Source organism: Pseudomonas sp. XP1 (genome assembly GCF_053557675.1).
The window spans coordinates 173,787-192,509 of record NZ_JBNRIJ010000005.1 but is presented as its reverse complement, the minus strand read 5'-3'; the positions used below and the strand labels follow the sequence as shown (position 1 = coordinate 192,509).

The following is an 18,723-nucleotide window of genomic DNA, read 5'->3' as shown; positions in this document are numbered from 1 at the left end:
CCCGCGAAGAAGCCGGCACGGATCAAGGGTTACCCGCAGTGAAGTCAGGCAACCCGCTAATCGGCCTGTCGAACCGATAAGGTATCGACTCCAGCGCCAACCCCACATTGCGCTGCACCACGAAATGCAGGTGCGGCCCGGTGCTGTTGCCGGTATTGCCCGACTTGGCCAGCATCTGCCCCTGCCGCACCCGTTGCCCCTCCGCCACCACCACCGAACCGCGCATCAGGTGCAGGTATACGCCCATGGTGCCGTCCGGGTGCAGGATCCTGACGAAATTGCCCGACGGGTTGGGGCCGCGCCCGCTCTGGCTGTTCTCCGTCTTCACCACCACCCCTTCCCGCGCCGCAACGATTGTGGTGCCCTCGGGCATGGCGATATCCATGGCATAACGCCCTTTGGGCCCAAAATGGCTGATCCGGCCATTGGGGCCCTGGGTCACGCGGAACGGCCCGCCGATCCAGGGGAATGCATAGCGGAAGCCTTGGGGCCGCTTGCCCGGGTCGCCCATGGCCTGCAGCAGGGTCGAGCGGTAGTTCAGCAGCATCCCGGGCCGCCCCCTGAGCACGCTTAGCATTTGCGTGGTGCGCGGCGGCAGTACCCGGCGCACGGTACGCGGGGCATTGCCACCTTGAGCGTTCACCAGGTTGTCCAGGCGCAGTTCCACCTCCACCGGCACATGCATCTGGTTGCGGGCCGAAAAGCTCACGCCGCCGTTGAAGGTTATCGCGTTCAGCAGCACCTGGCCTTCGGGCACCTCGACCATGGGCACGCGCCGCACAAAGGTTTTGGCACCGGGGCCGGGCCGATCGGAATAGGAGGTCACACGGCCGTCATCGGTGATCTCGTAGATGGTCATGCCCAGGCTCGACGCCGAGGCCATGAGCAATGCACAGAACAGCAGCAGGCGGGCGGGCATGATAGTGGCTTTTTGACAGTTATGATTTGTCGAAGCCTAGCAGGGGGTTTTGTGGCGGGTATGACAGTTGGTCGGATGGCCCTGGGTTGCGCAGCGTTTTTGTAGGAGCAGCCTTGTGCTGCTCCTACAAAAAGTGCGGTGTGAGGCTGCGGTCAGGCGCCGGGGGTGAAATGCTTCTGCGCCGTCCCGCGGGCAATCAGCCGCGACAGGTAGTCGAGCTTCTGGGCATCCTCGTCGACGAACTTGAAGGTCAGTTGCAACCAGTCACTGTCGGGTTTGGGTTCCAGTGCCGCTACGGCATGCAGGTAGCCGTTCAGCCGCGCGACTTCGGCGTTGTCGCCCTGCTCCAGGTCCAGCACCGCGCCTTCCAGCACCTGGGGCAGCGCTTCGCCACGGCGCACCACCAGCAAGGCCTCTTTCAAGCTCAGCGCCTTGATCACGCACGGCTGCATGCCGCCGGCCAGCCGCAACTGGCCCTGGCCACGGCCGGTCGGCGCTGGAGCGGCGGGCCGGGGGGCACTGGCCACTGGCCTGGCGGGTGCAGGCGCCGGCGCTGGAGCCGTGACTTTCACCGCTTCAGGCTTGCCGGCTGTCAGCGCATTCAGCGAGTCATTGGCGAACGCCGAGTTGACCCGTGCCGGGCCGCTGGCCATCAGGCTGTCGAGCTTGCCGATCTTGGTCAGGGCCTTTTTCACCTTGGTCAGCAATTGCTCGTTGGTGAACGGCTTGCCGACAAAATCGGAAACGCCCGCCTGAATCGCCTGGATGACGTTTTCCTTGTCGCCTCGGCTGGTCACCATGATGAACTGCAGGCTCTTCAACTCCGGCTGCTGGCGGCACCAGGTGAGCAGCTCCAGACCGGACATTTCCGGCATTTCCCAGTCGCACAGGACCAGGTCGAACGCTTCCTTGCCCAGCATGGCCATGGCCTTGCGACCGTTGACGGCGTCGTCGATGGTCATGCCCGGGAAGGCATTGCGCAGGCATTTGCGGACCAAGTCACGGATAAACGGGGCGTCATCCACGACCAGCACATTCACTTTACTCATCGATACTCCTTCTGAATCCCGACTAGCCTACCGCCGAATAATGGCCACTTGCTACAACCTGGTCACGCCGGGACTTCTTCACATCGTTCGCGGGTGCCTGCCGGCTCCTCGACCGCAAACGAAAACGCCCGGCCAAGGCCGGGCGTCGATGCTCGGGAGCAACCTTACTTATCGTCAGGTTCGGCCGGAACATTAGCGTTTTCGCCGTCGGAAACAGCAGTGCCCTGCACTTCTGCCGTCATGCGCTTGAGGCCCATGTGACGCACGTCGGTGCCGCGCACCAGGTAGATCACCAGCTCGGAGATGTTGCGCGCATGGTCGCCGATACGCTCCAGTGAACGCAGCACCCAGATCACGCTCAGTACCCGCGAGATCGAGCGCGGGTCTTCCATCATGTAGGTCACCAGCTCACGCAGGGCGGTCTTGTATTCACGGTCGATGGTCTTGTCGTACTGGGCCACCGACAGCGCCAGGTCGGCGTCGAAGCGGGCAAAGGCGTCCAACGCGTCGCGGACCATGTTGCGCACCTGATCGCCGATGTGACGCACCTCGACATAGCCGCGCGGCGACTCGCCTTCCTCGCACAGCTGGATGGCGCGACGGGCGATCTTGGTCGACTCGTCACCGATGCGCTCCAGGTCGATCACCGACTTGGAGATGCTGATGATCAGGCGCAGGTCGGAGGCCGCCGGCTGACGACGGGCGAGGATGCGCAGGCACTCCTCGTCGATGTTGCGCTCCATCTGGTTGATCTGCTCGTCGACTTCGCGCACTTGCTGGGCCAGGCCCGAGTCGGCTTCGATCAGCGCAGTGACTGCGTCGTTGACCTGCTTTTCGACCAGGCCGCCCATGGCCAGCAGGTGGCTACGCACCTCTTCGAGCTCGGCGTTGAACTGCTGGGAAATGTGATGCGTAAGGCTTTCTTTGTTGATCATCGTTCGCTCCGCGAAGAAGCTGCAAGCTTCAAGTAGTTCGTGTCGTGCCCTGGCTGGCCAGGCTTAGCCGTAGCGACCGGTGATGTAGTCTTCGGTCTGTTTCTTCGCCGGGTTGGTGAACAGGGTGTCGGTATCCCCGAATTCGACCAGTTTGCCCATGTACATGAATGCGGTGTAGTCCGAAACACGGGCCGCCTGCTGCATGTTGTGGGTCACGATGACGATGGTGTACTTGGATTTCAGTTCGTAGATCAGTTCCTCGACTTTCAGGGTCGAGATCGGGTCCAGTGCCGAGCACGGCTCGTCGAGCAGCAGCACTTCCGGCTCCACGGCGATGGTGCGGGCAATGACCAGACGCTGCTGCTGGCCACCGGACAGGCCCAGTGCCGAGTCGTGCAGGCGGTCCTTGACCTCGTCCCACAGGGCCGCGCCCTTCAGCGCCCACTCGACCGCTTCGTCCAGCACGCGCTTCTTGTTGATGCCTTGGATGCGCAGGCCGTATACCACGTTTTCGTAAATGGTCTTGGGGAACGGGTTGGGCTTCTGGAACACCATGCCCACACGGCGGCGCAGCTCGGCCACATCCTCGCCCTTGCGGTAGATATTGTTGCCGTACAGGTTGATGGCGCCCTCCACGCGGCAGCCGTCAACCAGGTCGTTCATGCGGTTGAAGGTGCGCAGCAGGGTCGACTTGCCGCAGCCGGACGGTCCGATGAAGGCGGTCACACGCTGCTTGGGGATGTTCATCTGCACATCGAACAGCGCTTGTTTGTCGCCGTAGAACAGGCTCAGGCCCGGCACTTCGATGGCTACGGTTTCTTCGGCCAGGCGCAGGCTCTGCTTGTCGCGGCCCAGGGCAGACATGTCGATGCCGTGGGCATGGGATTCTTGCTGCATGGTCAACTCCATACGCTAACAATTCGTTTCAAAGGGCCACCCGGCTCACGGGCGGCACGCTTGCAATCAGGATCAACTGTCGAGAGCCTTGTACTTCTCGCGCAAGTGGTTGCGGATCCACACGGCCGAGAGATTGAGGGCCGCGATCACCAGCACCAGCAGCAACGCGGTGGCGTATACCAACGGCCGCGCGGCTTCGACGTTGGGGCTCTGGAAGCCGACGTCATAGATGTGGAAGCCCAGGTGCATGATCTTCTGGTCCAGGTGCAGGTACGGGTAGTTCCCGTCCACCGGCAGCGACGGGGCCAGCTTCACCACACCTACCAGCATCAGCGGTGCCACTTCACCGGCGGCGCGGGCCACGGCGAGGATCATGCCGGTCATCATCGCCGGGCTGGCCATCGGCAGAACGATCTTCCACAGGGTTTCGGCCTTGGTCGCGCCCAGGGCCAGCGAGCCTTCGCGCACGGTACGCGGGATACGCGCCAGGCCTTCCTCGGTTGCCACGATCACCACCGGCACGGCCAGCAGCGCCAGGGTCAGCGATGCCCACAGCAGGCCAGGAGTACCCAGGGTTGGAGCCGGCAGCGCTTCAGGGAAGAACAGGCGGTCGATCGAGCCACCCAGCACATAGACGAAGAAGCCCAGGCCGAACACGCCGTAGACGATCGCCGGTACACCGGCCAGGTTGTTCACCGCGATGCGGATCAGGCGGGTCACCGGGCCCTGTCTGGCGTATTCGCGCAGGTACACGGCAGCCAGTACACCGAACGGGGTGACGATAACAGCCATGATCAGGGTCATCATCACGGTACCGAAGATGGCCGGGAAGATACCGCCCTCGGTGTTGGCTTCACGCGGATCGTCGCTTAGGAACTCCCAGACCTTGGTGAAGTAGGTACCCAGCTTGGTGAACCCCGACATGGCGTTCGGCTGGATGGCGTGCACCACCTTGCTGAGGTTGATTTCCACTTCACGGCCGTTGCCATCGCGGGCCACCAGGCTGTCGCGGGCGAAGGCCTGGTGCAGGCCGGTCAGGCGGTCTTCAATGGCCTTGTAGCGGCTGTTCAGCTCGGCGCGTTCGGCGTCCATGTCAGCCTGAGCGGCGGCGTCCAGCTTGCCGTCCAGTTCCAGCTTGCGCGCCTGCAGGCGCAGGCGCTCGAGGCCATGATTGATGGCACCGATGTCTTTCTTTTCGAGGCTTTGCAGCTCACTGTTGAGCTGGTTGGCACGCTTGAGGCGGGCCTGCAGTTCGGTCCAGGCGGCAGCACCTTCGGCGACCACGCGGCCTTCTTCCTTGACGCTGACCAGGTAGCCGTAGAAGTTGCCCCATTCGCGGCGCTCCAGCGCGATCAGGTCGGTCGGGTGCTTTTCGTCGACCAGCCAGTCGCCGACCACCCAGGTGAAGTCGCTGCCGTTGAGGTCGCGGTTGCCCACCTTGATCAGCTCACGGGTCATGAACTCCGGGCCTTGATCAGGCACTGGCAGGCCGGCGCCCTTCAGGCGGGCACGGGGTACTTCTTCCTTTTGCACCACTTCGCCAATGACGACGTGGTCGGCCTGGCCCGGCACCTTGTAGGTGGCCTGGACAAGATCGGCCGGCCAGAAGTGGCCCAGGCCGCGCACGGCAATTACCGCCAGCAGGCCAACGGTCATGATCACTGCCATGGCCACCGCGCCGCCGCTCATCCAGACGCCTGGGGCGCCGCTCTTGAACCAGCCTTTGAGGGAATCCTTTTTCACGGATCTCTACCTTTCTATCAAAGCGACGAGTATTTCTTGCGCAGACGCTGGCGAATCAGCTCGGCCAAGGTGTTCATGATGAAGGTGAACATCAGCAGCACCAGCGCGGCCAGGAACAGCACGCGATAGTGGCTGCCGCCGACTTCCGATTCCGGCATTTCCACGGCCACGTTGGCGGCCAGGGTGCGCATGCCCTCGAACAGGTTCAACTCCATCACCGGGGTGTTGCCGGTGGCCATAAGCACGATCATGGTCTCGCCCACCGCACGGCCCATGCCGATCATCAGCGCCGAGAAGATACCCGGGCTGGCGGTGAGGATGACCACGCGGGTCAGGGTCTGCCAGGGCGTCGCCCCCAAGGCCAGGGAACCCAAGGTAAGGCTGCGCGGTACGCTGAACACGGCGTCTTCGGCGATGGAGTAGATGTTCGGGATGACCGCGAAGCCCATGGCGATACCCACGACCAGGGCGTTGCGCTGGTCGTAGGTTATCCCCAGGTCATTGGTGATCCACAGGCGCATGTCGCCGCCGAAGAACCAGCTTTCGAGGTGCGGGCTCATGGTCAGGGCGAACCAGCCGGTGAACAGGATGACCGGGATCAGGATCGCCGCCTCCCAGCCATCCGGGATACGCAGGCGAATCGACTCGGGCAGGCGGGTCCAGGCGAAGCCGGCCAGCAGGATACCGAGCGGCATCAGCAGGAACAGGCTGAACACGCCCGGCAGGTGGCCTTCCAGGTACGGGGCGAGGAACAGACCGGCGAAGAAGCCGAGGATCACCGTCGGCATCGCTTCCATCAGTTCGATCACCGGCTTGACCTTGCGGCGCATGCCCGGGGCCATGAAATAGGCGGTGTAGATGGCCGCGGCAATCGCCAGCGGGGCCGCCAGGATCATGGCGTAGAACGCGGCCTTCAGGGTACCGAAGGTCAGCGGCGACAGGCTCAGCTTGGGCTCGAAGTCGGTGTTCGATGCGGTCGATTGCCAGACGTATTTCGGCTCGTCGTAGTTCTCGTACCACACCTTGCCCCACAGCGCGCTGAAGGAAATTTCCGGGTGCGGGTTGCGCAGGCTCAGCGGCAGCAGCTTGCCGCCTTCTTCGATGATGATTCGGTTGGCACGTGGCGACAGGGCCAGGATGCCAGGGCCTTCGGCGGCCGGCTCGACCAGCAAGGTACGGTGTGCGGTGCTGTGGAACACGCCCAGCTCGCCTGCGGCGTCGAGGGCGACGAAGCCCTTGCGGCGCTCTTCGGCGTCAATCTGCACGACCGCTGCCTTGCCCATCTGGAAGGTGCGGATCAGCTTGAAGCGCGATTCGCCATCCGGGTCACGGGCCATGAACCACTGGGCCAGGCCGCCCTTGGAATCGCCGATGATCAGCGAGATGCCGCCGACCAACTGGGCAGTGGCGGTAATTTCGGTGTCGGCGCTATCAGAAAGCTTGTAGCGGCCGTTCAGGCTCTTGTCGCGCAGGTTGAACACGTCCGCGGTGGCGCGACCGTTGATCACGTACAGCCAATGCTGACGAGGGTCGATGAAGATGTTCTTCACCGTTTCGGTCATCTGCGGCAGTTCGATGCGGTTCTGCTCGGTGGTGACCTCTTCGGTCATCATGTTTTCGGTGCGGGTCAGCTCGACCACCTGCAGATGCGCGCCGGTGGAACCGGCCATCAGCAGGGTGTCGCCATTGACGTTGACGCTGACATGTTCCAGGGCACGCCCCTGCTCGTCGAGCACGAACGGCTGCTCGCCGTACGGGTAGTCGATGTCGGGGGCTATGGTTTTCTTGTTGTCCGGGTAGGTGATCTTGTAAGTGTGGTGGAACACCAGCGCCTGGCCATTGGACAAGCCCAGCACCACCAGTGGACTGCCCGGCTGGTCGGCACTGATCGAAGTGACCTGGGTGCCTGCCGGCAGTGGCAGGTCGACACGCTTTAGCTCGTTACCAGTCTTGGTATCGAAGAACAGTGCCTGGCCCTTGTCCGAAACGCGCATGCCCACCAGGTTCTGCTCTTCAAGCGCGATCATCAGCGGCTTGCCGGCATCCTGTTGCAGCCAGGTCGGCTCCAGGGCTTTCTTGCTGGTCAGCTCGGCGCCCTGGAACAGCGGCAGCACCACATAGGCCAGATAGAAGAAGATCAGGGTGATCGCCGCCAATACGGCAAGCCCGCCCACCAGTACGTACCAGCGGGTCAGGCGGTCCTTGAGCGCGCGCATGCGGCGCTTGCGTTGCAACTCCGGCGTATTGAAATCAATCCGCACGGGCTGGGAGTTTTGGGTCATGTTGGAGTTGGCCAGATCATTCATGCGCACACCCTAGCGGTCCCGTGTGACAAAAACATTACAAAGTGATGACGCACGAAAGCCCGCCGCACAGGAAACCTGGCTTCGGACTGGAAATTCGTGGAGGAGGCCGGGCATCAGCACCGGCCTCCCCTCAGTTACTTACTTTTTTGCAACGTTACCTGCGTGGGACAGACCCAGGTCAGCCAGCGTCTTGTCGACGACTTTGGCCGGCAGCGGGATGTAGCCATCCTTCACCACGACCTGCTGGCCGGCTTGCGACAGCACCAACTTGACGAACTCGGCTTCCAGCGGGGCCAGAGGCTTGTTCGGGGCCTTGTTGACGTAAACGTACAGGAAGCGCGACAGCGGGTAGGTGCCGTTCAGGGCATTGGCTTCGTTGTCTTCAACGAACTCGCCACCTTCCTTCTTGGCCAGGGCAACGGTCTTGACGCTGGCGGTCTTGTAACCTATGCCCGAGTAACCGATGCCGTTCAGCGAGGAGCTGATCGACTGCACGACCGAAGCCGAGCCAGGTTGTTCGTTGACGTTAGGCTTGAAGTCGCCTTTGCACAGGGCTTCTTCCTTGAAGTAGCCGTAGGTGCCGGATACCGAGTTCCGGCCGAACAACTGTACTGGCTTGTTGGCCAGGTCGCCGGTCACGCCCAGGTCACCCCAGGTCTTGACGTCGGCCTTGCCACCGCACAGGCGGGTGGAAGAGAAGATGGCGTCGACCTGGGCCATGGTCAGGCCTTTGATCGGGTTGTCTTTGTGCACGAACACAGCCAGGGCGTCTACGGCGACCGGGATGGCGGTCGGTTTGTAGCCGTACTTCTGCTCGAAGGCCTGCAGCTCGACGTCCTTCATCTTGCGGCTCATCGGGCCGAGGTTGGCGGTGCCTTCGGTCAGCGCGGGTGGCGCGGTGGAGGAGCCGGCAGCCTGGATCTGGATGTTTACGTTCGGATATTCCTTCTTGTAGGCCTCGGCCCACAGAGTCATCAGGTTGGCGAGGGTGTCCGAACCGACGCTGGAGAGGTTGCCCGAAACACCGGTGGTCTTGGTGTAGGTCGGGATCGCAGGATCGACAGCGGCTACCGCGTTGGCGGTTGCAACGCCAGCGGCGGCAAAGGTGAGGGCCGCCATCAAACGCTTCAGTTTCATGCCTTGCTCCTAGCAGGAATATTGGGGTGTTGGATGGAACGGGCCCAAGTATCTGCAGGCCGCATGAATACGATATGACTCGAATATGACAATTGGATGAAAGGCCATCATCAAAAGCAGGACTGGCCTCTTCGCGGTTAAGCCGCTCCAACGGGTGCGGCATTGCCTTGGAACCGATGCGATTCCTGTGTGAGCGGCTTTAGCCGCGAAGAGGCAGCAGCCTTAACGCTTGTTGGCCAGGAGGTACACGCCCACGACCAGACCAACGGCACACAACCCCGCCACATAGTAGGCAGGCGCCATTGGGCTCACTTTCAGCAGCGCAGTCACCACCATCGGCGTCAGCCCGCCGAAGATCGCGTAGGCCACGTTGTACGAGAACGACAGCCCACTGAAGCGCACCACCGCAGGGAATGCCTTGACCATCACATAAGGCACCGCACCGATGACTCCCACGCACAGGCCGGTCACCGCATACAGCGGGAACAGCAGCTCGGGTCGCGCAGGCAGGCTGTGGTAGAAGGTCCAGGAAGTCGCCAGCAGCAACAGGCTACCGATCACGAACACCCGGCCCGCGCCAAAACGATCGGCCAGGCTGCCAGCGCCGATGCAGCCGAAGCTGAGCAGCACGATGGCAAGGCTGTTGGCCTTGAGCGAGTCGGTGGGGCTGATGTGGTAGATGCTCTGCAGCAGCGCCGGGGTCATCAGGATGAGTACCACGATGGCGGCCGACAGCATCCAGGTCAGCAGCATCGACAGGATGATCGCGCCACGATGGTCACGCAGCACCGCGCGCAACGGCAGCTCTTCGGCCAGAGCCTTGCGCTGCTGCATCTCGGCGAACACCGGGGTTTCGTGCAGCCAGCGGCGCAGGTACACCGAAAACAGGCCGAACACACCGCCAAGCAGGAACGGGATACGCCACGCGTAATCAGCCACTTCCTGTGCGCTGTAGACGCTGTTGATCAGGGTCGCCACCAGCGATCCGAGCAGGATGCCCGCGGTCAGGCCTGCGGTGAGGGTGCCACAGGCATAGCCGGTGTTGCGCTCTGGCACGTGCTCGGACACGAACACCCAGGCGCCCGGTACCTCGCCACCGATGGCCGCGCCCTGGATCACGCGCATCAGCAGCAACAGGATCGGTGCCCACATGCCGATCTGTGCATAGGTGGGCAGCAGGCCCATGATCAGCGTTGGCAGGGCCATCATGAAGATGCTCAGGGTGAACATCTTCTTGCGCCCGAGCAGGTCACCGAAGTGGGCCATGATGATGCCGCCCAGCGGCCGCGCCAGGTAGCCGGCGGCAAAAATGCCGAAGGTTTGCATCAGGCGCAGCCATTCGGGCATGTCGGCGGGGAAGAACAGCTTGCCGACCACCGTGGCGAAGAACACGAAGATGATGAAGTCGTAGAACTCCAGCGCGCCGCCCAGGGCGGACAGTGAAAGGGTCTTGTAGTCACTGCGGGTCAGCGGCCGCGAGGGCTGCTCGATACTGCTCGGCACGGAAGTCATCGCTGATTGTTCTCTTTGTAGGCATTCAGGCCGCTTGGCACGCGGCTTCTGGATTGGGAGACAGGCGAAGATAGCAAATTGCTGAGCTGCGCCGGAAGCGATACAAAATCCCTACACATATTCATGAATGCGCGGTCGTCGCTGGCCGTTATGCTCTATATACTGGCAGTTCGTAGGAAATGGTTGCTGCTAGCGTGGGATGTTGTGCGAAAACGCCGGTCATTATGTCAGGCGGTTTCGCAGAGTTTCCCTACGGCCGCTCAGTGAAACGAAATCGGCGTAGTATGTTTCAAGCTGAATCGTTTACCCGGCCTTTGCGCCACATCAACGAAAGCGTCACGGGTCAGAGGCCCCATCGCATGATTGAGCTCGAACAAGAAGATCCTATCCCGCAAGGTGACCTTGCCTTGCAGATCACCGCATTGCCGCGCGAGACCAACGGTTTTGGCGACATCTTCGGCGGCTGGCTGGTCGCCCAGATGGACCTGGCCGGTACCGCCATGGCCAGCCGTGTCGCCGGCGGCCGCGTGGCCACCGTAGCCATCGACCGCATGGCCTTTCTGGTCCCGGTCGCCGTCGGGGCGCAGCTGTCGTTCTATACCCAGACCCTGGAAATCGGCCGCAGCTCGATTCAGATGATGGTCGAAGTGTGGAGCGACGACCCGCTGTCCAGCGAATGGCGCAAGGTCACCGAAGCAGTCTTCGTCTTCGTCGCCATCGACGGCAGTGGCCGCACCCGCTCCGTACCTCGTCGCTGAGCCAAGCCGGCGGTAAACTCATTGCATGTGCCCGGGTCCAAGGCCCACTGGCAATCAATGAGATGAATGCAATGGCTACCTTCCAGGTCGTAACCGAGCAACATGGCGAACTCAACTGCTGGCGTATCAGCAGCGACCGAGCCGAACTACTGATCGCCCAGCAGGGCGCGCAGATCCTCAGCTACCAGCGCGTTGGCCAGCCACCGCTGCTGTGGCTGAGCGACCAGGCCATCTTCCGTCAGGGCAAGTCGGTACGCGCCGGTGTGCCGGTGTGCTGGCCGTGGTTCGGCAACCTGCAGCGCAACCCACAGGCCGTGCAGGCCATGTACCATGGCGAACAGCCACCAGCCCACGGCCTGGCGCGCGCGCGCGACTGGCAATTGCTGGGTATCGAGGAAGCGGGCGAAGGCCTGCGCATCGAATTCGAACTGCCGGAAGCGCAGGGTGACCTGCCTGGCTGGCCTCATGACGTCGAGCTGAAGCTGGTAGTGAAGCTGGGCGAGGACCTGCAGCTGAACCTGACCAGCCGCAACATGGGCAATACCCCCGTCACCATCAGCCAGGCTCTGCACAGCTACTTCGCGGTCAGTGATGTGCGCCAGGCGCGGGTCGAAGGGGTGGAGGGGCTGAGCTATATCGAGACCCTGGCTGACTGGGAGCAGCGCCAGCAACAGGGGCCCCTGGCGTTTACAGGGGAGACTGACCGGATCTACCTGGCGACCCCGCAAACCCTTAGCATCGTCGACCCGCATTGGGAGCGGCGCATTACCTTGACCAGCAGCGGGTCGCGCTCGGCAGTGATCTGGAACCCATGGACTGAACGGGCCAGGGAACTGCCGGACATGGCCGACGATGGGTGGCAGCGGATGCTGTGCATCGAGACGGCAAATGTGTGGGATGACCTGGTGGAATTGAAACCTGGGGGCAGCAGCTCGCTGGGGGTCAGGATTGGCTGTGAAATGATCTGAGTTTTGCAGGGCCTGTTCAGGCCCCTTCGCGGGTAAACCCGCTCCCCGGCCTCCACAACCTTGAATATTGTGGAGACCCTGTGGGAGCGGTTTTACCGCGAAGGGGCCGGTGCAGGCAATCAGAGGTCTGCATCCTCCACCACCCTCACCTTCTCGGCATCCAGCGCATAGGCCGCATCGGCCAGGTCATTGCTCACCTTCTCCACCTTCAGCTTGCCGCTGACCCACAGTGGTGTGTAGATATCATCGATCTTCAGACCTTTCGGGTAGCGCACCAGCACCAGCTGGTTCGGTGGTGGTGGCGGCACATGAATGCACGCGCCCGGGTAAGGAACCAGGAAGAACAACGTGCTGTTACCCTTGGCATCGCTCTCCAGAGGCACCGGGTAGCCGCCCAGGCGAATATCCTTGCCATTCATGGCCGCCACGGTCTTGGTCGAGTACATCACCGCCGGCAGGCCCTTGCTCTGCTTCAGGCCGCCCTTGTCGGTAAAGGTGCCCATGGCTTCCGGCGAGTTGTGGTCGATATCAGGCATTTGCTCGAGCGCCTGCTGGTCCGACTTGGGCATCAGCTCCAGCCAGTCGGTTTCAGGCAGTTCGGCATGGGCAAGGGCGCTGGCCAACAACAGTGGGGCGAGGAAAAAGGCACGCATGAAAATGCTCGGCAACTCGAATGAATTGCCGTGCATTCTAACCAGTATTCAGCGTTTCTTGATGAATCCGTAGATCACCAGCAGGATCACCGCGCCGATCAGCGCGCCAAGGAAACCGGCAGCCTGCCCGGCCTGGTAGATACCCAGCGCCTGGCCGCCGTAGGTGGCGAGCAGCGAGCCGGCAATCCCCAGCAAGATGGTCATTATCCAGCCCATGCTGTCGTCGCCCGGCTTGATGAAGCGGGCCAGCAGGCCGACGATAAGGCCGATGAAGATGGTTCCGATGATACCCATGGCAATCCCTCTGCAGTGAAGATGGAACAAGCCAAAGCCTAGACAGCGCTTTGGCTCGTTGCCATTTCAGAGGGCAAGCCGCTGGTAGAAGTTCGATCAGTTGCCGATCAGGGCTTCTACTTCGGCAATCTTGCGCTCGAGGGTGGCCATGTCGTGGCAGCGCAGGGTGGCGTGGCCAACCTTGCGACCGACCTTGAAGGCCTTGCCATAGTGGTGCAGGTGGCAGTCACCGATGGCAACCACCTTGTCCACCGCCGGCACTTCACCGATGAAGTTGAGCATCGCGCTCTCGCCGACCTTGGCAGTCGAGCCCAGCGGCAGGCCGGCGACGGCACGCAGGTGGTTCTCGAACTGGCTGCACTCGGCGCCTTCGATGGTCCAGTGCCCGGAGTTGTGCACGCGCGGGGCGATCTCGTTGGCCTTCAGGCCGCCGTCGACTTCGAAGAACTCGAAGGCCATCACGCCCACATAGTCCAGTTGCTTGAGCACACGGCCCACGTAGTCTTCGGCCAGGGCCTGCAGCGGGTGCGCCTGGCTGGCGACCGACAGGCGCAGGATGCCGCTTTCGTGGGTGTTGTGCACCAGCGGGTAGAAGCGAGTTTCGCCATCACGGGCACGCACGGCCACCAGCGACACTTCGCCGGTGAACGGCACGAAGCCTTCCAGCAGGCAAGGTACGCTGCCCAGCTCGGCAAAGGTACCGACCACGTCCTCAGGTGTACGCAGCACCTTCTGACCCTTGCCGTCGTAACCCAGGGTGCGGGTTTTCAGCACAGCCGGCAGGCCGATACTGGCCACCGCGGCATCCAGGTCAGCCTGCGAGAGGATGTCGGCAAAAGCAGGGGTAGGAATACCCAGGTCGCGGAACATGCTCTTCTCGAACAGGCGATCACGGGCGATGCGCAGCGCTTCGGCGCTGGGGTACACCGGCACGAACTGCGAGAGGAAGGCCACGGTCTCGGCCGGGACGCTTTCGAACTCGAAGGTGACCAGGTCGACTTCGTCAGCCAGTTGGCGCAGGTGATCCTGGTCGCCGTAGTCAGCACGCAGGTGCTCGCCCAGCGGCGCGGCGCAGGCGTCCGGCGCCGGGTCGAGGAAGGCGAAGTTCATGCCCAGCGGGGTTCCCGCCAGGGCCAGCATGCGGCCCAGCTGGCCGCCACCGATTACACCGATCTTCATGGGTTGAGCCTCAAGCCTGGCGCGGGTCTGGGTTGTCCAGCACGGTGTCGGTCTGCTCTGTGCGGAACTGCTTGAGCGCCGCGTGGTACTGCGGGTACTTGGCGCCGAGGATGCTGGCCGACAGCAGCGCGGCGTTGACCGCACCGGCACGACCGATGGCCAGGGTGGCAACCGGCACGCCGGCCGGCATCTGCACGATCGACAGCAGCGAATCGACACCCGACAGCATCGACGATTGCACGGGCACGCCCAGCACCGGCAGGTGAGTCTTGGCGGCGCACATGCCTGGCAGGTGGGCTGCGCCACCGGCACCGGCGATGATCACCTCGATGCCACGGCCCTCAGCCTCCTCGGCATACTGGAACAGCAGATCCGGCGTACGGTGGGCGGAAACCACCTTCACCTCGTAGGGAATGCCGAGTTTTTCCAGCATATCGGCGGTGTGGCTAAGGGTGGACCAATCGGACTTGGAGCCCATGATCACGCCAACCAGTGCACTCATCGTCGAGCCTCTTCGCTTGTGCGCCCTTGGGCGCGTCAAAAAACAACAAGCCACGCGGGACGACCGGCGTGGCTTGTTTGCTGATCAGGACCGGACGCATCCGGTCGAAAGGCTGCGCAGTATACCGTAAGGTGGTGCGTTTAAGGCACCCCGGCGACCAACTGTCGCCCCTTATTTTTCGGGGCTTTGACTGACTTTTGGGTCAACCATCGCCGCCCCCTCGAGCTTGCGCCATAACAGCCTTACATTGGCCTTGCGCACCAGAGCGCAGCGGTACAGGCGGATTTCCAGTGGCACGTGCCACTGGCTGCCGCCGCAGATCGCCAGCTCGCCCCGTTCCAGTTCGCCACGCATCGACAGGCGCGGCACCCAAGCGATGCCCATGCCCTCCAGCGCCATGCTCTTCAGACTGTCGGCCATGGCGGTTTCATAGACGGTGGTATAGCGCAGGTTGCGCTGACGCAGCAGCAAGTTGACCGAGCGACCGAGGAATGCGCCTGCGGTATAGGCCAGCAGCGGCACGCTGCCCTCGCCTTCCAGGTCGAACAACGGCTTGCCGTCAGCATCCACGGCGCATACCGGCAACATCTCAGTGGTGCCCATGTGCAGCGACGGAAAGATTTCGGCATCCATCTGCAGAGCGGCATCCGGGTCATAGAAGGCCAGCATCAGGTCGCAGCCACCTTCGCGTAATGCATGCACGGCATCTCCGACGTTGGTCGCAACCAGGCGGGTGGCGATGTTCAACCCATCGTTGCGCAACTGGGCCACCCAACGCGGGAAAAAGCCCGATGCCAGGGAATGTGCCGCAGCCACTTGCACCACTTCACCCTGCCCGCCTTCCAGATGATGCAAGTGGCGGAGAATTTCGCTCAACTGGTCGACAACAGTGCGTGCCGTGACGAGAAACAGTTGGCCGGCCTCTGTCAGCTCGATAGGCGTGCGGGAACGATTCACCAATTGCAGGCCCAAGGCTGCTTCCAGGCTGCGAATGCGCCGGCTGAAGGCCGGTTGGGTGACGAAACGCCGCTCTGCCGCCTGGGAAAAACTGCGGGTGGCGGCCAGCGCGCTAAAGTCTTCCAGCCATTTGCTTTCAAGGTTCACGAAGCACATCTCCTGGCGTGCACCAAAATGGAACACGCTCGAATGTCAATTGGCGTCACATGAAACACTATGCCGTTTGTGCATAGGTTAGCGTGCAACAGCATTGGCCGCAAAATCACCTTCAGGCCTAGGATTGGCGCCATTCCGGCATGTGCCGGGTCAAAATCGAGATGATATACATCATGTCCTCCGCTGCATCGTTCCGCGTCGAAAAAGATTTGTTGGGTACCCTTGAAGTTCCTGCAGATGCCTACTACGGCATCCAGACCCTGCGCGCTGCCAACAACTTCCACCTCTCCGGTGTTCCGCTGTCGCACTACCCGAAGCTGGTCGTGGCCCTGGCCATGGTCAAGCAGGCTGCTGCCGACGCCAACCGTGAGCTAGGTCACCTGAGCGATGCCAAGCACGCTGCCATCACCGCAGCCTGCGCCCGCCTGATCAAAGGCGATTACCACGACCAGTTCGTGGTGGACATGATCCAGGGCGGTGCTGGTACTTCTACCAACATGAACGCCAACGAAGTCATCGCCAACGTCGCGCTGGAGGCCATGGGCCACCAGAAGGGTGAGTACCAGTACCTGCACCCGAACAACGATGTGAACATGGCGCAGTCGACCAACGACGCTTACCCGACGGCCATCCGTCTGGGCCTGCTGCTGGGCCATGACGCCCTGCTGGCCAGCCTCGACAGCCTGATCCAGGCCTTTGCTGCCAAGGGTAAAGAGTTCGACCACGTACTGAAGATGGGCCGTACCCAGCTGCAGGACGCCGTACCGATGACCCTGGGCCAGGAATTCCGCGCCTTCGCCACCACCATGACCGAAGACCTGCAGCGCCTGCGCTCGCTGGCTCCGGAACTGCTGACCGAAATCAACCTGGGTGGTACCGCCATCGGCACCGGCATCAACGCCGACCCTGGCTACCAGGCCCTGGCCGTGCAGCGTCTGGCTGCCATCAGCGGCCAGCCGCTGGTACCGGCTGCCGACCTGATCGAAGCCACCTCTGACATGGGCGCCTTCGTGCTGTTCTCCGGCATGCTCAAGCGTACCGCCGTCAAGCTGTCGAAGATCTGCAACGACCTGCGCCTGCTGTCCAGCGGCCCGCGCACCGGCATCAACGAGATCAACCTGCCAGCGCGTCAGCCAGGCAGCTCGATCATGCCAGGCAAGGTCAACCCGGTTATCCCGGAAGCCGTCAACCAGGTGGCCTTCGCCATCATGGGCAACGACCTGGCCCTGACCGTCGCCGCCGAAGGTGGCCAGCTGCAGTTGAACGTTATGGAGCCGCTGATCGCCTACAAGATCTTCGACTCGATCCGCCTGCTGCAACGCGCCATGGACATGCTGCGCGAGCACTGCATCGTCGGCATCACCGCCAACGAACAGCGCTGCCGTGAACTGGTCGAGCACTCGATCGGCCTGGTCACCGCCCTGAACCCGTACATCGGCTACGAAAACGCCACCCGTATCGCCCGCGTTGCCCTGGAAACCGGCCGCGGCGTACTGGAACTGGTGCGCGAAGAGAAGCTGCTGGACGACGCGATGCTCGACGACATCCTGCGTCCGGAAAACATGATCGCTCCACGTCTGGTTCCGCTGAAGGCGTAACCAGGCCGCTGTAAACAGTCTCACCAGGTCGAGGGACTAGACACCTCTCAACCTTTCCAAGGCCCGAGCCTATGCTTCGGGCCTTTTTTTTGCCTGAGGATTTTGGGGCTGCGTTGCAGCCCATCGCGACGCAAGGCCGCTCCTACAGGGACCGCGGCTTGCCTGGCCCTCCGTACTCCGGCACACAACTTGCTCCATAATGCGTCCCAGCCCAACGGGATTACCCAGCATGCTGCACAGCCACCTGACCACCCTCAACGCGGTTTCGCTGATCCTCAACGTCTTCCAGGCAGATGGTTGCGAGGCGTCGGCGCTGCTGGCCGGCAGCGGCATCGGCCCGGCAGACCTGGGCCATGCCGACGCACGCATCACCACCCAGCAGGAACTGCAGGTGTGCGCCAACGCCGTTGCCCGACGCGAGGATATCGGCCTGGAACTGGGCCGGCGCATGCATGTGTCGTGCTACGGCATGCTCGGTTACGCCCTGCTCTCCAGTGCCACTTTGGGTGACGCCTTGCGCCTGGCACTGCAGTATCCGGCACTGCTGGGAACAGTCTTCAAGCTGCGTTTGCTCGACGACGGCCAGCGCGTCTGGTTCAGCGCCAGCGACTACCACGACAGCCCGACGCTGACCGCCTTCAACGCCGAGTTCTGTCTGGTGTCGCTGAAGGTGATCTGCGACGACCTGCTTGGCCGCCCGCTGCCCCTGCTGGCAGCCCGTTTCGAACACCCACGGCCCGGCTACCACGCACTCTATGCCGGGGCATTCCAGTGCCCGGTCGGTTTCGACGACGAGGACAATGCCTTTGCCTTCGAACGGCGCTGGCTGGACACGCCGCTGCCGCTGGCAGACCCGATTACCCACAAGGCCATGAGCGAACGCTGCCGGCGCCTGAACCTGGAGTTCACTGGCCGCCAGGCTTGGCTGGGGAGGATTCGCCAACTGCTGGCCCAGCAACTGGATGCAGCGCCCGGGCTGGAAGGGCTGGCGCGGCAGATGAACTGCTCATCGCGCACTCTGCGCCGGCATTTGCAGGCGCTGGGCAGCAGTTATCAACAGCTGCTGGATGAACTGAGGTTCGAGCGGGCCAAGCAGTTGCTGGCTGATGAGCAAATGCCGATCTATCGGATTGCCGAGTGCCTGGGGTTCAGCGAGACCG

Annotated in this window: 17 protein-coding genes; 4 read left to right on the top strand and 13 right to left on the bottom strand. The window is 62.6% G+C overall.

Annotated elements, in window-relative coordinates:
* Positions 1-22: 22 nt before the first annotated feature.
* The 8 genes from ACK1U9_RS07190 to ACK1U9_RS07155 all read right to left on the bottom strand — a co-directional run bounded on the left by ACK1U9_RS07190 (position 23) and on the right by ACK1U9_RS07155 (position 10,498).
* Positions 23-919 (bottom strand): M23 family metallopeptidase, encoded by an 897-nt coding sequence (locus tag ACK1U9_RS07190; RefSeq protein WP_046613710.1) that lies wholly within the window; start codon positions 917-919, stop codon positions 23-25.
* A 152-nt stretch (positions 920-1,071) separates the two neighbouring features.
* A complete protein-coding gene (locus ACK1U9_RS07185; RefSeq protein ID WP_449109788.1) occupies positions 1,072-1,968 on the bottom strand; it encodes a response regulator in 897 nt (298 codons plus the stop codon).
* A gap of 164 nt (positions 1,969-2,132) precedes the next feature.
* Positions 2,133-2,903 carry a phosphate signaling complex protein PhoU gene (gene phoU / locus ACK1U9_RS07180; protein ID WP_013974818.1) on the bottom strand — a complete coding sequence of 257 codons (771 nt, stop codon included), beginning with the start codon at positions 2,901-2,903 and terminating at the stop codon, positions 2,133-2,135.
* Positions 2,904-2,966: 63 nt separating this feature from the next.
* The gene (gene pstB / locus ACK1U9_RS07175) at positions 2,967-3,800 is read right to left on the bottom strand and encodes a phosphate ABC transporter ATP-binding protein PstB (RefSeq protein WP_046613712.1); all 834 of its coding nucleotides are present in this window, start codon (positions 3,798-3,800) and stop codon (positions 2,967-2,969) included.
* Positions 3,801-3,872: 72 nt separating this feature from the next.
* Complete coding sequence (gene pstA, locus ACK1U9_RS07170) at positions 3,873-5,489, bottom strand: phosphate ABC transporter permease PstA (RefSeq protein WP_153670637.1); 1,617 nt, start codon at positions 5,487-5,489, stop codon at positions 3,873-3,875.
* Between the two features lie 71 nt (positions 5,490-5,560).
* Positions 5,561-7,849, bottom strand: coding sequence for an ABC transporter permease subunit (locus ACK1U9_RS07165; protein WP_108480438.1), 2,289 nt, complete (start codon positions 7,847-7,849; stop codon positions 5,561-5,563).
* 138 nt (positions 7,850-7,987) lie between these two features.
* Entirely contained in the window at positions 7,988-8,986 is a 999-nt protein-coding gene (locus ACK1U9_RS07160; protein WP_013974822.1) for a phosphate ABC transporter substrate-binding protein PstS, read from the bottom strand.
* 222 nt (positions 8,987-9,208) lie between these two features.
* Positions 9,209-10,498: an MFS transporter gene (locus ACK1U9_RS07155; RefSeq protein ID WP_046613715.1), complete on the bottom strand. Its 1,290-nt coding sequence runs from the start codon at positions 10,496-10,498 to the stop codon at positions 9,209-9,211.
* A gap of 359 nt (positions 10,499-10,857) precedes the next feature.
* Here ACK1U9_RS07155 and ACK1U9_RS07150 point away from each other — a divergent pair, with 359 nt between their 5' ends.
* Positions 10,858-11,256 (top strand): acyl-CoA thioesterase, encoded by a 399-nt coding sequence (locus tag ACK1U9_RS07150; RefSeq protein WP_003253317.1) that lies wholly within the window; start codon positions 10,858-10,860, stop codon positions 11,254-11,256.
* 71 nt (positions 11,257-11,327) lie between these two features.
* Complete coding sequence (locus tag ACK1U9_RS07145) at positions 11,328-12,224, top strand: D-hexose-6-phosphate mutarotase (protein WP_085601091.1); 897 nt, start codon at positions 11,328-11,330, stop codon at positions 12,222-12,224.
* Positions 12,225-12,343: 119 nt separating this feature from the next.
* Here the strand turns inward: ACK1U9_RS07145 and ACK1U9_RS07140 are convergent, their stop codons facing one another.
* The 5 genes from ACK1U9_RS07140 to ACK1U9_RS07120 all read right to left on the bottom strand — a co-directional run bounded on the left by ACK1U9_RS07140 (position 12,344) and on the right by ACK1U9_RS07120 (position 15,956).
* Positions 12,344-12,877: a DUF3299 domain-containing protein gene (locus ACK1U9_RS07140; RefSeq protein ID WP_178081789.1), complete on the bottom strand. Its 534-nt coding sequence runs from the start codon at positions 12,875-12,877 to the stop codon at positions 12,344-12,346.
* 48 nt (positions 12,878-12,925) lie between these two features.
* Positions 12,926-13,171 carry a GlsB/YeaQ/YmgE family stress response membrane protein gene (locus ACK1U9_RS07135; RefSeq protein ID WP_012274863.1) on the bottom strand — a complete coding sequence of 82 codons (246 nt, stop codon included), beginning with the start codon at positions 13,169-13,171 and terminating at the stop codon, positions 12,926-12,928.
* Positions 13,172-13,267: 96 nt separating this feature from the next.
* Positions 13,268-14,350 (bottom strand): 5-(carboxyamino)imidazole ribonucleotide synthase, encoded by a 1,083-nt coding sequence (locus tag ACK1U9_RS07130; RefSeq protein ID WP_025341133.1) that lies wholly within the window; start codon positions 14,348-14,350, stop codon positions 13,268-13,270.
* Positions 14,351-14,360: 10 nt separating this feature from the next.
* A complete protein-coding gene (purE, locus tag ACK1U9_RS07125) occupies positions 14,361-14,852 on the bottom strand; it encodes a 5-(carboxyamino)imidazole ribonucleotide mutase (RefSeq protein WP_003253304.1) in 492 nt (163 codons plus the stop codon).
* A gap of 171 nt (positions 14,853-15,023) precedes the next feature.
* A complete protein-coding gene (locus tag ACK1U9_RS07120; protein WP_161797629.1) occupies positions 15,024-15,956 on the bottom strand; it encodes a LysR substrate-binding domain-containing protein in 933 nt (310 codons plus the stop codon).
* Positions 15,957-16,138: 182 nt separating this feature from the next.
* On the opposite strand from ACK1U9_RS07120, the gene aspA reads away from it, so the two are divergent.
* Both aspA and ACK1U9_RS07110 read left to right on the top strand, forming a co-directional pair.
* The gene (gene aspA / locus ACK1U9_RS07115) at positions 16,139-17,563 is read left to right on the top strand and encodes an aspartate ammonia-lyase (RefSeq protein WP_003260072.1); all 1,425 of its coding nucleotides are present in this window, start codon (positions 16,139-16,141) and stop codon (positions 17,561-17,563) included.
* A gap of 229 nt (positions 17,564-17,792) precedes the next feature.
* The coding region (locus ACK1U9_RS07110; protein WP_449109787.1) for an AraC family transcriptional regulator at positions 17,793-18,723 on the top strand (931 nt) is incomplete at its 3' end.

Bases quoted from the DNA above. Each gene is read 5' to 3' on its own strand.
- ACK1U9_RS07150 (WP_003253317.1), top strand. From the start codon at position 10,858: ATGATTGAGCTCGAACAAGAAGATCCTATCCCGCAAGGTGACCTTGCC.
- ACK1U9_RS07140 (WP_178081789.1), bottom strand. From the start codon at position 12,877: ATGCGTGCCTTTTTCCTCGCCCCACTGTTGTTGGCCAGCGCCCTTGCC.
- aspA (WP_003260072.1), top strand. From the start codon at position 16,139: ATGTCCTCCGCTGCATCGTTCCGCGTCGAAAAAGATTTGTTGGGTACC.
- ACK1U9_RS07190 (WP_046613710.1), bottom strand. From the start codon at position 919: ATGCCCGCCCGCCTGCTGCTGTTCTGTGCATTGCTCATGGCCTCGGCG.
- ACK1U9_RS07185 (WP_449109788.1), bottom strand. From the start codon at position 1,968: ATGAGTAAAGTGAATGTGCTGGTCGTGGATGACGCCCCGTTTATCCGT.
- ACK1U9_RS07155 (WP_046613715.1), bottom strand. From the start codon at position 10,498: ATGACTTCCGTGCCGAGCAGTATCGAGCAGCCCTCGCGGCCGCTGACC.
- ACK1U9_RS07145 (WP_085601091.1), top strand. From the start codon at position 11,328: ATGGCTACCTTCCAGGTCGTAACCGAGCAACATGGCGAACTCAACTGC.
- purE (WP_003253304.1), bottom strand. From the start codon at position 14,852: ATGAGTGCACTGGTTGGCGTGATCATGGGCTCCAAGTCCGATTGGTCC.
- pstA (WP_153670637.1), bottom strand. From the start codon at position 5,489: ATGAGCGGCGGCGCGGTGGCCATGGCAGTGATCATGACCGTTGGCCTG.
- pstB (WP_046613712.1), bottom strand. From the start codon at position 3,800: ATGCAGCAAGAATCCCATGCCCACGGCATCGACATGTCTGCCCTGGGC.
- phoU (WP_013974818.1), bottom strand. From the start codon at position 2,903: ATGATCAACAAAGAAAGCCTTACGCATCACATTTCCCAGCAGTTCAAC.
- ACK1U9_RS07165 (WP_108480438.1), bottom strand. From the start codon at position 7,849: ATGAATGATCTGGCCAACTCCAACATGACCCAAAACTCCCAGCCCGTG.
- ACK1U9_RS07135 (WP_012274863.1), bottom strand. From the start codon at position 13,171: ATGGGTATCATCGGAACCATCTTCATCGGCCTTATCGTCGGCCTGCTG.
- ACK1U9_RS07160 (WP_013974822.1), bottom strand. From the start codon at position 8,986: ATGAAACTGAAGCGTTTGATGGCGGCCCTCACCTTTGCCGCCGCTGGC.
- ACK1U9_RS07130 (WP_025341133.1), bottom strand. From the start codon at position 14,350: ATGAAGATCGGTGTAATCGGTGGCGGCCAGCTGGGCCGCATGCTGGCC.